The following is a 15549-nucleotide window of genomic DNA, read 5'->3' on the forward strand; positions in this document are numbered from 1 at the left end:
CGGGGCCGGGCCCGCCAGGTGCGGGGCCGGTCCCGGGGCGCCGGGGCGGTCGATCGGGCCGCGCGGATCCGGCCGGGGACGCGTCGGGGCCGCCGGCAGCGCACCGGAGGCCCCCGACCGTCGCTCACGACGCCGTCACGCCGCGACCGGCACCTTCTCCTCCTGCCGCTCGGCGGCCCGGGCGGCCAGCCGCCGCTCGCGCTCCTGGGCGCCGATCAGGTCGTCCGGCAGCGAGTCCGGCACCTCCATGTCGAAGCGCCTCAGCAGCCGGATCGCGAAGCCGCCCACGGTGACCAGCACCAGCGCCGTGCCGAAGCAGACGTACGCGAAGCCGATGCCGCGGCCCGGACCGGTGCCGATCAGCGCGCCCACCGAGCCGGCCAGCGCGCCGCCCGGGGCGAGCATCGGCTCGAACAGGCCGGTGGCCGCCGGGGCGATCAGCGCGAAGCCGATCGGCAGCGTGGACCAGGAGATGGTCTGGTTCAGGCTGAACACCCGGCCGTGGTACCGCTGGGGCACCTTCACCTGGACGATGGTGGCGTAGATCGACTGGGCCGTGGTCATCGCCATGGCCAGCCAGAACGCCCCGAGGCAGATCACCGTGACCGAGGCGTCCAGGCCGATCACCACGCACCCGACGGCGGTGCCGAGGTTGCCGATCAGCACGCCGATCATCCGCCGGTTGCGCGGGCCGCCCCACAGCGACATCAGCACGCCGCCGGCCACCGCGCCGAGCGCCTCGGCCAGGGCCACCTGCGCCACCTGCGTGGCGGTGGCGAAGGAGAGCACCAGCGGGGTGGTCAGCACCAGCGCCGGGGCCAGGAAGATGTTGCCGATCGCGAAGTAGCCCAGCATCAGCCGGAAGCCGCGGTGCTGCCACGAGTAGCGCAGCCCGTTGGCGATCGCCGTCAGCAGCCGCTCCCGGGGCCGGAAGCCGAGCAGGTCCGGGAAGCGGACCACCGCGAGGGTCAGCACCGCCACCAGGTAGCTGGCCACGTCGATCAGCAGGATGCCCTTGAGCCCGATGGCGGCCAGCAGGCCGGCGGCGAAGACCGGCATCAGCAGCATGGCGAAGCCGTTGGTGAGCTGGGTGACGCCCATCGCGTGCCCGAGGAAGCGTTTCGGCACGAGCTGCGGCACCGCCGACTGGAAGGCGATGCGCTGGAACGACCCGGCGACCTGGCTGAGCGCCACCAGGGCGTAGATCATCCACAGTCGCAGGTTGTCCGTCCAGAGCAGGGCCGCCAGCACGAGCTGGATCGTCCCGGCGCTGGAGCTGGCGATCATCATGATCTTCCGGCGGCTGACCCGGTCGGTGATCGCGCCCGCGATCGGCAGCATCAGCACGCCGCAGACCAGCGCCAGGGCCCAGAGCAGGCCCAGGTTCGCCACCGAGCCGGTCCGGGTGAACAGCCAGATCGGCACGGCGAACGCGGTCAGCGCCGAGCCGGTGGTGGAGACGAGCTGGCCGGCGGTGACCGCGACGAACCGGCCCATGCTCGGCTTCACCACGGCCCGCTCCGGGCGGGGGTCCGTGCCGATGCGCTGGTGGTCGGCGACCACCCAGCCGGCGTCCTCGCCCCGGGCCGGCGCCTCCAGCGCGGTGGTGTCGCCGGCGCGCACCGCCGGGTGCGCCGCCGTGACGATCTCGGCCAGTTCGTCGGCCCGGTACTTGAGGAAGAAGTGCCCCGCCTGGTCGAGGACGACCAGGCCGACGGTGTCGGTGAGGAACTGCCACTCGGCGTACCGCTCGGTGTAGTAGTCGGTCACCGGGTCCTCGGAGCCGACCACCGAGACGATCGGGGCGCGCAGCTTCGTCACGCCGGAGTCGAGCAGGCCGGTGAAGTACTCCTCGGAGGCGCGGGAGTCGGCCCGCATGTTGCTGATGATCCGGTCGGCCTGCTCCGGGTCCAGCTCGTCGGTGTCCACCCCCATCGACTTGAGCCAGCTCGCGTAGTGCTTGTTGCTGCGCAGCCGTTCCAGGCGGTTGCGGGCGGCGGCGAAGAAGCCCTTCGGCCGGGCGAACGGGAACATCGCACCGATGTAGAGCGCCTCCAGCTCCCGGCCGGCCGCCTCGACCTTGCGGGCCACCTCGGCGACGATCGCGCTGCCGACGCCGCAGTGGCCGTACAGCACGAGCGGGCCCTCGATCCGTTCGACGATCTCGTCGGCGACCCGGCGGGTCAGCTCCTCGAACGGCAGGCCGTCCTCGCTGAGCCCGACGTCGTGGCCGGGGATGGCCAGCGAGTACAGGGCGTTGCCGGCGGGCAGGGCGTCGGCGAGGGGCTGGTAGACGATGGCGCTGCCGCCGCCGTACGGGACGCAGACGTACGTGCGCACCCGCCGGCCGGCCGGGATCGGCTTGGTCAGCTCGTAGAGCAGCCGGCGCGGGCCGTCGTCGGCGGGATCGCCGGTCATGAACGCGGCCAGCTCCCGGATGGTCCGCTGCTGGAACAGGTCCATCACGCCGACCGGCCGGCCGCCGTGCTCGGCCTTGCGGATCTTCGCCACCACCTGGGTGGCGAGCATCGAGTGCCCGCCCAGGTCGAAGAAGTCGTCGTCGATGCCGAGGGTGTCGACGCCCAGCACCTCCGACCAGATCCCGGCCAGCAGCCGCTCGGTGTCGTCGCGCGGCTCGACCAGCGCCACCGACGCCTCGCGGGTCACCACGGGGGCGGGCAGCGCCCGGCGGTCTAGCTTGCCGTTGGGGCTCAGCGGCAGCGCGTCGAGGGTGACGAACGCGGTCGGCACCATGTACTCGGGCAGGGTCTCCTTCAGCGCCGCCTTCAGCGCGGCGTGCTCGGCGTCGCCGACCACGTACCCGGTGAGCCGCTTGTCGCCCGGGGTGTCCTCGCGGACGATCACCGCCGCCTCGGTCACCTGGGGCTGCTCGCGCAGGGCGCTCTCGATCTCGCCCAGCTCGATGCGCAGGCCGCGCAGCTTCACCTGGTGGTCGATCCGGCCCAGGAACTCGACGACGCCCGACCCGTCCGGCGAGGCCACCCAGCGGGCCAGGTCGCCGGTGCGGTACAGCCGGGCGCCCGGCTCGCCGGAGAACGGGTCGGGCACGAACCGCTCGGCGGTCAGCGCCGGCCGGCGGTGGTAGCCCCGGGCCAGCCCGACGCCGCCGATGTGCAGCTCCCCCGCCACGCCGACCGGGCACTCGTTGCCGGCCGGGTCCAGCACGTGCAGCCGCAGGTTGGCGATCGGGCCGCCGATCGGCACGCTGGTCAGCCCGGCCAGCCGGGCCGGGTCGCAGTGCCAGGCGCTGACGTCGATGGCCGCCTCGGTGGGGCCGTACAGGTTGTGCAGCTCGCACCAGGGCAGCCGGGCGGTGAACTCCACCGCCGAGGTCAGCGGCAGCTCCTCGCCGGAGCAGATCACCCGGCGCAGGCCGGTCGCCGCCTCGATCCCGTCCTCGCCGAGGAAGACGGTCAGCATCGACGGGACGAAGTGGGCGGTGGTGATCCGCTCGGTGACCAGCAGGTCGCGCAGGTAGGCGGCGTCCTTGTGTCCGCCGGGCCGGGCCAGCACCAGCCGGGCGCCCTCGCGCAGCGGCCAGAAGAACTCCCACACCGACACGTCGAAGCTGGCCGGGGTCTTCTGGAGCACCGCGTCGTCGGCGCCGAGCCGGTACGTCTTCTGCTTCCAGTCCAGCCGGTTGACGATGCCCCGGTGGGTGTTCGGCACCCCCTTGGGCCGGCCGGTGGAGCCGGAGGTGTAGATGACGTACGCCAGGTTGCCCGGCCCCGCGGTCGGCGTCGGGTCGGCGGTGGGCTGGTCGGCCCAGGCCGACTCGTCGTCCAGGGCCAGCACGGTCGCGCCGGTGTCGGGCAGCACGTCGCGTAGCTGCTCCTGCACCAACACGACGGGGGCGGCGGCGTCGGTGACCATGAAGGACAGCCGGTCGGCCGGGTACTCCGGGTCCAGCGGCAGGTAGGCGCCGCCGGCCTTGAGCACGCCGAGCAGCCCGGCGACCAGCTCCACCGAGCGCTGCGCGCAGACCCCGACCAGGGTCTCCGGGCCCACCCCGGCGGCGCGCAGCCGGTGCGCGACCCGGTTCGCGGCGGCGTTCAGCTCGGCGTACGTCACCGAGCGGTCCTCGAAGGTCAGCGCCACCGCGTCCGGGGTGGCCGCGGCCCGCTGCTCGAACGGGCCGTGCAGGGTCTGCGCCCGTGGGAAGTCGGCGGCGGTGTCGTTCCAGCCGGCCAGCAGCTCCCGCTCGCCGGGGGCGGCCAGCGCCAGCGCGGAGACCCGGGTGTCCGGTGCGGCGACGACCGCCCGCAGCAGGGTCGTCCACCGCCGCGCGATCCGCTCGACGGTCTCCCGGCTGAACAGGTCGGTGTTGAAGACCAGCTTCCCCCAGAGGCCCTCGGTGGTCTCCACGGCGTGCAGCTCGAAGTCGAACCGGGTGGCCCGCAGCTCCATCGGCGTCCACTGGAAGCGCACGTCGGCGGCGGCGGAGACGTCGGTGAACCGGCCCATCTCGTAGTTCTGGAGCACGAACATGGCCTGGAACACCGGGGAGCGGCTCACGTCGCGGGCCAGCCCCAGCTCGTGGACCACCTTCGCGAACGGCACCTCGGCGTGCTCGAAGCCGTCCAGCACGCTGCGCCGGGTGCGCTCCAGCAGCTCGGCGAACGTCGGGTCGCCGGCCAGCTCGGCGCGCAGCGGCAGCATGTTGATGAACATGCCGACGACGTTCTCCAGCTCCGGGGCGGACCGGCCGGCCACGGACGCGCCGACGGCGAAGTCCTCCTGGCCGGCGTGCCGGGCCAGGAGGACCTGGTACGCGGCGAGCAGCGTCATGAACAGCGTGCCGCCGCCGGCCCGGGTGAGCGCGTTGAGCCGCGCGGTGTCGGCCGGGTCGAGCTGGAACTCGACGAAGTCGCCCCGGTAGGTCTGGGTCGCCGGGCGGGGCGCGTCCAGCGGCAGCTCCAGCGGGGTGATCCCGGCCAGCCGAGACTTCCACCAGTCCAGGTGGCCCCGGGCCGCCGGCCCGTCCAGCTCGCCGGCCTCCCAGGCGGCGAAGTCGCCGTACTGCACGGGCAGGGCGGGCGGCTCGCCGCCGTGGTAGAGGGTGATCAGGTCGCGCAGCAGCACGTCCACCGACCAGCCGTCGCCGACGATGTGGTGCTGGCCGAGGAACAGCACGTGGTCGTCGTCGGCCAGCCGGATCAGCAGGGCACGCAGCAGCGGCCCGGTGGCCAGGTCGAACGGCTCCATCGAGGCGGCCTCGACCAGCGCCTGCGCGGCCCGCTCGTCGGCCGCCCCGGTGATGGTCAGCGGCACCTCGACGGCGTCCTCCACCAGCACGGTCGGGCGGCCGTCGGCGTCGGCGGGGAACCGGGTGCGCAGCGACTCGTGCCGCGCGGTCAGCCCGGCCAACGCGCCGCGCAGGGCCGCCACGTCGAGCGGGCCGCGCACCCGCAGCGGCACCGCGATGTGGTACGCCGCCTCGCCCGGCGCGAGCTGGTCCATGAACCAGACCCGCTCCTGGGCGTACGACAGGGGCACCTCGGCCCCGGCGGGCCGGGGGGTGATCCGGGCGGCCGGGGCGGCCTGACGCCGGCGCAGCCGCTTGGCGATCAGCGCCTGCCGGGCCGCCTCCCGGGCCGGATCCTTCAGGTCGGTCATATGGTGTGTCCCTCTTCCGTCGCCAGCAGCGCGGCGACCTCGGTGTCGGAGAGCTCGTCGAGTTCCGCGGCGATCAGGCTCTCGATCTGGGCGGCCAGGTCGGCCACCACCGGGCTGCCGAACAGCGCCCGCATCGGCAGGTCGACGTCCACCTCGGCCCGGATCCGGGCCATCGCCCGCATGCCGCGCAGCGAGTTGCCGCCGAGGGCGAAGAAGTCGTCGGTCGCGCCGACCTTCTCCACGCCGAGGATGTCGGCGTACACCTCGGCCACCAGGGTCTCGGCGTCGGTGCGCGGGGCGACGTACGCGTCGTCGGCAGCCGCGGCGGCCGGGGCGGGCAGCGCGGCCCGGTCCAGCTTGCCGTTCGGGGTCAGCGGCAGCGCGTCGAGCGCGACGAACGCCGCCGGCACCAGGTGCGCGGGCAGCTCCCGGGCCAGGTCGGCGGCCAGCGTGGCCGCGTCGGCGTCGCCGACCAGGTAGCCGACCAGGGTCGGCTCGCCGGAGTCGGTGCGCACCACGACGGCGGCCTCGCGGACGCCGGGCCGGCCCAGCAGGGCCGACTCGATCTCGCCCAGCTCGATGCGCATGCCGCGCACCTTCACCTGGTCGTCGCGGCGGCCCAGGTACTCCAGCGTCCCGTCGGCCCGCCACCGGGCCAGGTCGCCGGTGCGGTACATCCGCTGCCCGGCCGGCCCGTACGGGCAGGGCAGGAAGCGCTCGGCGGTCAGGCCGGGGCGGCGCAGGTAGCCGCGGGCGAGTTGGTCGCCCGCGACGTACAGCTCGCCGGCCACGCCCGGCGGCACCGGGTCCAGCGCGGCGTCCAGCAGCAGCGCCCGGGTGTTCCAGGTGGGCACGCCGATCGGCACCGGCCCGGCGGGCAGCTCCTGCCCCGGCGCGATCCGGGCGGCGACGCAGCCGACGGTGGCCTCGGTCGGGCCGTACTCGTTGATCACCGCGACGCCCGGGTGGGCGGCCCGCCAGCCGGCGAGCTGCTCGCCGGTGAGCGCCTCGCCGCCGATCACCAGGTCGGCCGTCGGGGACAGCGCCTCGTCGAGCAGCGGCAGGTGGCTCGGGGTGACCTTGAGGAAGGCGGGCCGGCCGCCGAGCCGGGCGGCCGGGTCGTCGATCGCGGCGAGCCGGACCGTGCCGCCGGCGGTGAGCGGCCCGAGCAGCCCGGTGACGGTGAGGTCGAACGACACCGGCGAGTGCAGCAGCGCGGTGCCGGCCAGCCCCGGGTAGGCGTCCCGCGCCCAGGCCAGGTACGCGGCCACCGACCGGTGCTCCACCACGACGCCCTTGGGGCGGCCGGTGGAGCCGGAGGTGTACAGCACGTAGGCCGGGTGCTCCGGGCGCAGCGGGGCGGCCCGGTCGGCGTCGGTCAGGTCGGCCGCGTCGAGGTCGCTGGCGGTGAGCGGGTCGAGCACCAGGGCGTCGCCGGGCACCAGCGCGGCGGTGTCGGCGCCGGTCAGCACCAGCGCCGGCTCGGCGTCGGTCAGCAGGTACGCGATCCGGGCCGCCGGGTAGCCGGTGTCCACCGGCACGTACGCCGCGCCGGACTTGAGCACCGCGAGGACGGCCACCAGCAGGTCCATCGAGCGGGGCAGCGCGAGGGCGACCCGGGTCTCCGGGCCGGCCCCGCGGGCGACCAGCAGCCGGGCCAGCCGGTTCGCGGCGGCGTTCAGCTCGGCGTACGTCAGCTCGGCGCCGTCACAGACCAGCGCGACCGCGCCCGGGGTGGCGGCGGCCTGCCGCTGCACCTCGTCGACGACGGTGCTGACCGGCCGGTCGTGGGCGGTGGCGTTCCAGGTGTCCAGCACGAGCTGCCGCTCGGCGTCGTCGAGCAGCGGCAGCGCGGAGACCCGCTGGCCGGGGTCGGCGACGGCGGCGACGAGCAGCCGGACGTACCGGGTGACGACCGCCTCGGCGGTGGCCCGGTCGAACAGGTCGGTGCGGTAGACCAGCCGGCTCTCCCCGGCGGTGACGTCGAAGGCCAGGTCGTCCTTGGTGGTGCCCAGCGGCACCGGGTCCAGGCCGGAGTCGGGGATGAAGTTCAGCGCCGTCTGGAAGATCGGCTGCACGGACGGGTCCCGCTGCGGGGCGACCGCCTCGACGATCTTCTGGAACGGCGTCTGCCCGTGCTCCATCGCGTCCAGCAGGCCGCTTCGGACCCGGCCGAGCAGCTCGGCGACGGTGGGGTCGCCGGTGAGGTCGCAGCGCAGCGCCACCGGGTTGACGAACATGCCGATCAGCGGGGTCACCTCGGCGGTGTCCCGGCCGGCGGTGGACACCCCGACCACCACGCTGTCGTCGCCGGAGATCCGGGACAGCAGCGCGGCGAACCCGGTCAGCAGCACCATGTACGGGGTGGCGGCCGACGCGGCGGCGAGCCGCCCGACGGAGTCGAGCAGCCCGTCGGGCAGGTCGAAGCGCACCTCGTCGCCGGCGAAGCCGAGCTGGGCCGGGCGGGGCCGGTCCAGCGGCAGCGCGGTCACCGCCGGGGCCCCGGTCAGGTGGCCGGTCCAGAAGGCGAGCTGCCGGTCCAGCTCCGGCCCGGCGAGCTGGTCGCGCTGCCAGGCCGCGAAGTCGGCGTACTGGATGGGCAGCTCGGGCACGTCGGCCGGCGCGCCGGTGAGCGCGGCGGTGGTGAACGCGGCCAGCTCGCTGGTGAGCACCACCGCCGAGTGGGCGTCGAAGACGGCGTGGTGCACCACGAACTGCAACGACCACCTCTCGTGGACCTTGACCAGCCGGGCCCGCCACAGCGGCGGGGCGTCCAGCGGGATCGGGGTGCGGGCCAGTTCCTCGTGGAGCGCCAGGTACCGGGCGGCCAGCTCGGCCGCCGGCAGGCCCGACAGGTCCTCGACGTCCAGCCGGACCGGCTCGTGCTCACGGACCACCTGCACCAGGGCGCCGTCGTCCATCCGCAGGTACGTGCGCAGCGCCTCGTGCCGGGCGACGACCTGGGAGAACACCTCGGTGACCGCGTCGGCGTCCAGCTCGGCCGGAAAGGGCCACCGGTTGGACACGTTGTAGACCGGCGAGCCGGGGTCGAGCTGGTTGGCCATCCACACCCGCTCCTGCGCGAAGGAGGCGGGGAAGGTCCACTCCCGGGTCACTGGGCCCACCTCTCGTTCACGACTGCGGGGCTCCGCTGCGCTGCACTCCTCACGCTCACTGGGCCCACCCTCCGTTCACGACTGCGGGGCTCCGCTGCGCTGCACTCCTCACGCTCACAGGCTCGCCTCGCGTACGGAGCGGGGTCGCATGTCGGTCCACACGGTGTCGATGTGCGCCAGGCACTCCTCGCGGGTGCCGGCGAAGCCGGTGGCGTTCCAGCCCGCGGGGAGCTCCCGGTCGGCCGACCAGATCGAGTACTGCTCCTCGTCGTTGCGCACGACCAGGAATCGGGATTCGGCCATCAGTTGTCTCCAGTGCTCTCGGGGGTGTGCGGCTCGGCCATCGCGACGGCGATCTTGCGGGGGCCGGTGAACGGCTCCCGGGCGTGCGCAGCGGTCATGTTGTCCACCACCAGCACGTCGTCGCGCTGGTAGTCGAAGCGGACGCTGGCGGCCCGGTAGGCGGCCCGCAGGTGGTCCAGCACGTCGGCGGGGATCTCGCCACCGTCGCCGTAGTAGGTGTTGGACGGCAAGCCGTCGGGGCCGAACATCGCCAGCAGCCCCTCCTGGTAGTCCTTCGGCAGGGTGCTCAGGTGGAAGAAGGTGGCGTGGTTGAACCAGCGCGGGGTCTCCGAGCCGGGCCGGTGGTGCACCACGTCGCGCACGGCGCGGGTGCGCAGCCCGTCCCCGCCGACCCACTCCACGGCGATCCGGTTGGCCGCCGCGTACGCCTCGACCTCGGCCCGGTCGGCGGTGTTGAACACGTCCTGCCAGCGGGTGCCGAAGTCGGTGTGGAAGTTGCGCACCAGCATCCACCGCCGGCGGACGAACTCCTCCCGCACCGCCGGGTCGATCAGCTCGTACACCCGGCGCACGTCCGCCAGGGGGGTCGCGCCCCGCGTCTGGGGCGGGGTGACGCACCAGAAGAACAGGGTCAGCGGCCAGCGCGCCTGGTACGAGTTCTCGTTGTGCAGGAAGATCTCCTCGTCCGGCGGGTAGTCGGTCGAGGTGTAGACCCGGCCCTTGATGGAGTGCCGGGGCGAGGACCGCTCGGTGTAGGCCAGCGGCTCACCGGCCAGCGCCCGCACCACCGCGTCGAAGCCGTCGACGCCGCCGACGTCGAAGCCGCGGAACAGCAGCCCGCCGTGCTCGACGAGGGTGGCCCGCAGCTCGGCCCGGCGGGCGTCGATGAGGTCGGTCAACGCCCGGCCGTCGCTCTCGACGACCACCGGCAGCGTGGCGATCGTGTCGCTCATTGCTCTGTACTCCCTTGTTCCTCGGTGCTCACGCGCGGGGCAGCCGCGGGATGCTCGTGGACGCCGCCGGGGTGGCCGGCTCGGCAACGGCGGACGCCTCGGCCCGCAACTCCTCGATCCGGGCGGCCAGCCCGGCGACGGTGGGCGTCTCGAAGAGGCTGCGCATCGGCAGCCGCACCCCGGTCGCCTTGCGCATCGACGCGATGAGCTGCACCGCGACGAGGGAGTTGCCGCCGAGGGCGAAGAAGTCGTCGTCCACGCCCACCACCGGCACCCCGAGGCCGTCGCGCCACACCTGGGCGATGGTGGCCTCCAGCTCGGTGCGCGGCGCGGCCGAGCCGCCGGCCTCCCCCGTGGCGGTGGACGCGGACGGGTCGGTCTCCGACTCCAGGCTCTCGGTGGTGACCCGGGCGGCGCGGCGCCGGATGTCGGCCACCGACCGGGTGGTGATCACCACCTGGGCGCCGAGACCGGCGGTGAGGCTGCGCCGGAACGCCTCCGCGCCGTCCACCGGCCGGATGTCCTCGCCGGGGCCGTCGGCGCCCGGGGCCTCGGCCGGGGCGGCGTCGGCGGTGAGCCCGCCGGTGACCGCCGACTGGTCCACCCGGCGCAGCACGAAGTCGCTGATCGAGACCAGTTCCCGGCCTGACACGTCGGTCAGGGTCAGGTCGGCGGAGACCACCTCGTCGGTGCCGCCGACGCGGTGGCGCAGGTGGCTGTGGAACCGCTCGGGCAGCGCGGCGCGCACCACGATCCGCCCGTAGGACAGCGGCAGGTAGGTGCCGGAGCCCTGGCCCCGGCCGAACGCGGTGGCCACATCCAGCAGCGCGGGGTGCAGCCCCCACCCGGCCAGATCGGCGACGGCCTCGGCGGGCGCCTCGACGACGGCCAGTTCCTCGCCGTCGGCGAGGTGGTGCTCGGCCAGCGACCGCCAGCGCGGCCCGAAGGTCAGCATGCTGGTGCGGCCCCGACCGAACGACGCGTCGTCGTCGACCCGGCGGGACCGGGCGACCACGTCGGCGAGGTCGGCCGGCGGCGGGGCGGGCTCGTCGGTCCAGCCGGCCGCGCCACGCACGTGGGTGCGCAGCACCCCGGCGGCGAGGCTCTGCACCACGAACTCCGTGGACCCGTCCTCGGCGGCGGTCAGCGCCACCCGGTACTGGGCGACCGAGCCGTCGGGCACCGAGAACGGCTCCAAGAACACCACGTCGCGCAGTTCCACCGCGGCGTCCGGGCCGGGGGCGGGGACGGCGGCGGCCACGGCGGCGCGGACGGACTCCAGGTGGGCGGTGCCCGGCACCACCGGCACCCCGCCGATGCGGTGCTCGTCGAGCAGCCAGTGGGTGGCGGCGCAGACCAGGCCGTGCAGCACGGTGCCCTCCGGGCCGGTCACCTTCGTGGTGAGCACCGGGTGGTCGACGGTGCTGGTGACGGTGTCCCGGGTCAACGCCCGGAACCCGGCCGGGGCGGTGCTCTCCGCCGCCATGCCGACCTCGGCCCAGCCGCCCCAGTTCTGCGACACCACCGGCGCGGCCCAGCCGGCGCCCGCGCGGGCGTACGCGTCGAGGAAGTTGTTCGCCGCGCAGTAGTCGACCTGGCCGAAGCCGCCGATCACGGCGGTGATCGAGGAACACAGCACCACGAAGTCCAGCGGCAGGTCGCCGAAGACCTGGGCCAGCGCGAGGGTGCCGGCGAGCTTCGGGGCGAGCACCCGCTCGGCCTCGGCCCGCTCCTTGACCTCGGCCATGCCGCCGCCGGGCAGGCCGGCGGCGTGCACGAGGCCGTCGATCCCGCCGAACTCGGCCTCGGCGGCGGCCCGGACCCGGCGCAGGTCGGCCGGGTCGGTGACGTCGGCGGCGAGCACCAGCACCGACGCGCCGGCCGCCTCCATCCGGCGGATCGCGGCGATCGCCCGGCCCACCCGGTCGGCCTGGCCGGAACCGTGCACGGCGAGGTGGTCGTCCCACTGCTCGCGCGGCGGCAGGCCGGAGCGGGCCAGCAGCACCAGCTTCGCCCGGGCCCGCCGGGCGAAGTCCTCGGCCAGGGTGATGCCGATGCCGCCGAGGCCGCCGGTGATCACGTACCGGCCGCCGTCGCGCAGCGCACCGGGCTCGCCCTCGGCGTCGACGGTGACCTGCTCGTAGCCGGTGACCCAGCGGCGGGTCCCGCGCAGCGTTACCTCGGTGTGCTCCGGGTCGACCGGGCGGCGCAGCTCGGCGACCAGGGCGTCCGCCCCGGTGGCGGCGGGGTCGGCGTCGAGCAGCCGGACGGTCAGCCCGGGCAGCTCGACGGGGAGCACCCGGGCCAGACCGGTGAGGGTGGCGTGCTCGGGCCGGGTCAGGTCCGCGCCGGTCACGTCGCCGATGCCGGCGGTCACCAGGTCCAGGGTCAGCGAGCCGTCCTCGGCGGTCCGGCCGGCACCGGCGAGGGCCTGCGCCAGGTGCAGGGCGCTGAAGAAGCCCCGGTCCTGGGCGGCCCAGCCGGCGGCGATGTCGGTGCCGGTGGGCCCGCCGTCGAGGGCGAAGGCGTGCACCAGCCGCCCCGGCAGGTCGTCGCCGAGGGCGGCGACCAGCGCGTCGTGGTCCTCGCGGGCGCCGGGACGCAGCACGAAGCCGCCGTCGGTGGCGGCGAAGGCGGCGCCGGCGCGTACCTCGACGATCTCGGTGCCGGCGGCGCGCAGGCCGGCGACGAGCGCGTCGCCGCGCGGGCCGTCGGCCAGCACCAGGCAGCGGCCGGGCGCGGCGCTGGCCGGCGCGGGCGCGGCCTGGCGCCACACCGGCACGGCGAACCACTCGGGCAGCGCCCGCGGGCCGGTCTCGGCCGGCGCGGCGGCGACCTCCTGCACCGGGTCCGGGTCGACCCAGTAGCGGCGCCGCTCGAACGGGTACGTCGGCAGCGACACCCGCCGGGCCTGCGGGTCGGAGCCGGTGCGCACGGGCAGGCCGGCGCACCACAGCGCCCCGGCGGTGGTGAGCAGGGTGGCCAGGTCCCCGGTCGGCTCCCCCGGGCCGGGCAGGCTGCCCAGCGGGACGAGCGCCCGCTGCTCCGGCGAGCCCTTGGCGACCTGCATCCGGGCCAGGTTGGCCAACTGCCGGCCGGGGCCGCACTCGACCAGCGCCCAGGTGCCCTCGGCGAGCAGGGCGGCCACGCAGTCGCCGAAGCGCACCGGCTGGCGCAGGTGCGCCGCCCAGTACGCCGCATCGGTGGCCTGCGCGTCGGTGATCCAGGTGCCGGAGACGTTGGACAGGAACGGGACCTTCGGCGCGCGCAGCGGCACGGCGGCCATCAGCGCGGTGAACTCGGCGAGGATCGGATCCATCATCGGCGAGTGGAAGGCGTGCGAGGTACGCAGCGCCTTGCTCTTGACCTTCTTCGTGGTCTTCAACGTCTCGGCGAACGCGGCCACCGCGTCGGGCTCGCCGGCCACCACGCAGGTGCCCGGGCCGTTGACGGTGGCGATCGAGACGCCCTCGGGCAGCAGCCCGGCGACCGCCGACTCGTCCAGCGGGACGGCCAGCATCGACCCGGCCGGCAGGGACTGCATCAGCCGGCCCCGGGCGGCGACGACCCGCAGCGCGTCGGGCAGGTCGAGCACCCCGGCGACGGTCGCGGCGACGTACTCGCCGATGGAGTGCCCGGCCATCGCCGCCGGCCGCACCCCGGCGCGCTGCCAGTGGGTGGCCAGGGCGTACTCGACGACGAACAGGGCCGGCTGGGTGTAGCGGGTCTGGAGCAGCTTCTCGGCGGCCTCCGCGTCCCGGCCCAGGATCAGGTCCCGGATGTCCAGGCCCAGTTCGGGGCGGAGCAGCTCGGCGCACTCGTCGACGACGGCGGCGTAGCCGGGCTCCTCGGCGTAGAGCTGCGCGCCCATCCCGGCGTACTGGCTGCCCTGGCCGGAGAAGAGGAAGGCGACCCGGGGGGCGGGCCCGTCGGCGACCCCGGCCTGCCGGCGCCGCGGGGTGCGCAGCGCGGCGACGGCGTCGGGCAGGTCGGCGGCGACCACGGCGACCCGGTGCGCGTACTGCTGCCGGCCCACCCGCAGGGTGTGCGCGACGTCGGCCAGGTGCGCGACCCCGCCGTCGGGGTTGCCGGCGAGGTGCTCGGCGAGCCGGTCGACGGCGGTCTCCAGCGCGGTGCCGGTCTTCGCCGACACGTGCAGCAGTTGCGCGGGCCGCACCCGCCGGTCGCCCCGGTGTGCCTCCGGCGCCTCTTCGAGGACGACGTGGGCGTTGGTGCCGCCGATGCCGAAGGAGCTGACCCCGGCCCGGCGGGGCGTCCCGTCGGTGTCCCACTTGGTGAGGGTGTTCGCCACGTAGAACGGGGTGTCGGCGAACTCGATCGCCGGGTTCGGGGTCTCGTAGTTGATGGTCGGCGGGATCAGCCCGTGCTCCATCGCCAGCACCGTCTTGATCACGCTGACGATGCCGGACGGCTGGCTGAGGTGGCCGATGTTGGACTTGACCGAGCCGATGCCGCACCAGCCCCGGTCGTCGGTGTCCTTCGTGTACACCGCCGACAGGGCGGCGACCTCGATCGGGTCGCCCATCGCGGTGCCGGTGCCGTGCGCCTCGACGTAGCTGATGGTGCGCGGGTCGACCGCGGCCATCCCGACGGCCTGGGCGACGGCCTCCATCTGACCGTCGACGCTGGGGGCGGTGAAGCCGACCTTGCCGGCGCCGTCGTTGTTGATGGCGTTGCCGAGCACCACGGCGCGGATGTGGTCGCCGTCGGCGATCGCGTCGGAGAGCCGCTTGAGCAGGGTCACCCCGACGCCGCTGCCCCACACGGTGCCGTTCGCCTCCGCGTCGAACGGCCGGCACCGCCCGTCGGGAGAGGTGAAGCCGTCCATGCCGAGGTAGCCGGCGTGCGGCAGCTCGATGTTGACGCCGCCGGCCAGGGCCATGTCGCACTCGCCGTTGCGCAGCGCCTCGCAGGCCAGGTGGAACGCGACCAGGGAGGTCGAGCAGGCGGTGTGCACGGTCAGGCTCGGCCCGCGCAGGTCCAGCCGGTACGACACGTTGGTCGCCACGTAGTTGGGCGAGTTGCTGGTGGCGATGGAGACGGCGTTGTGCGGGTTGCCGCCGACCCGCTTGTTGTGCAGCACGTTGCGGTGCAGGTACCCGGTGCCGCCGGCGCCGGCGTACACGCCCACGGCCCCGTCGTAGCGGGCCGGGTCGTAGCCGGCGTCCTGCAGGGCGGTGTAGCAGGTCTCCAGGAACAGCCGGTGCTGCGGGTCGGTGATGTCGGCCTCCCGGGCGGTCATCCCGAACAGCCCGGCGTCGAACTGGTCGTAGCCGTCGACCAGGGGGGCCTTGTTGACCCAGCCCGGGTCGTCGAGCTCCTCGGGAGTGACGCCCCGGGCGAGTTGCTCGTCGCGGGTCAGCTCGGTGACCGACTCGACGCCGTCGACCAGGTTGCGCCAGAACTCGTGCACGTCGGCGGCGCCGGGCAGCCGGGCGGCCAGCCCGACGATCGCGATCGGCTCGATGCCGTCGGCGGCGGGATTGTCGGTTTCGATCGCGTTGTCCATCAGGTTGTCC

General features: G+C 74.9%; 5 protein-coding genes. All 5 read right to left on the reverse strand.

From position 1 onward, the window contains the following. Positions 1 to 135: 135 nt before the first annotated feature. A complete protein-coding gene (locus OOK41_RS21630) occupies positions 136 to 5637 on the reverse strand; it encodes a non-ribosomal peptide synthetase/MFS transporter (RefSeq protein ID WP_266266491.1) in 5502 nt (1833 codons plus the stop codon). Then, the gene (locus OOK41_RS21635; protein ID WP_266266492.1) at positions 5634 to 8753 is read right to left on the reverse strand and encodes an amino acid adenylation domain-containing protein; all 3120 of its coding nucleotides are present in this window, start codon (positions 8751 to 8753) and stop codon (positions 5634 to 5636) included. The genes OOK41_RS21630 and OOK41_RS21635 overlap by 4 nt, the downstream gene beginning before the upstream one ends. A gap of 114 nt (positions 8754 to 8867) precedes the next feature. After that, a complete protein-coding gene (locus OOK41_RS21640) occupies positions 8868 to 9056 on the reverse strand; it encodes an MbtH family NRPS accessory protein (protein WP_117667810.1) in 189 nt (62 codons plus the stop codon). Next, entirely contained in the window at positions 9056 to 10009 is a 954-nt protein-coding gene (locus OOK41_RS21645) for a TauD/TfdA family dioxygenase (protein ID WP_117667811.1), read from the reverse strand. The genes OOK41_RS21640 and OOK41_RS21645 overlap by 1 nt, the downstream gene beginning before the upstream one ends. Before the next feature lie 28 nt (positions 10010 to 10037). Further along, on the reverse strand, positions 10038 to 15539 hold the full coding sequence (locus OOK41_RS21650; RefSeq protein WP_266266493.1) for a type I polyketide synthase: 5502 nt from the start codon (positions 15537 to 15539) through the stop codon (positions 10038 to 10040). Positions 15540 to 15549 lie beyond the last annotated feature (10 nt).

It is taken from the genome of Micromonospora sp. NBC_01655 (assembly GCF_026339755.1).
Classification (GTDB): Bacteria; Actinomycetota; Actinomycetes; order Mycobacteriales; family Micromonosporaceae; genus Micromonospora.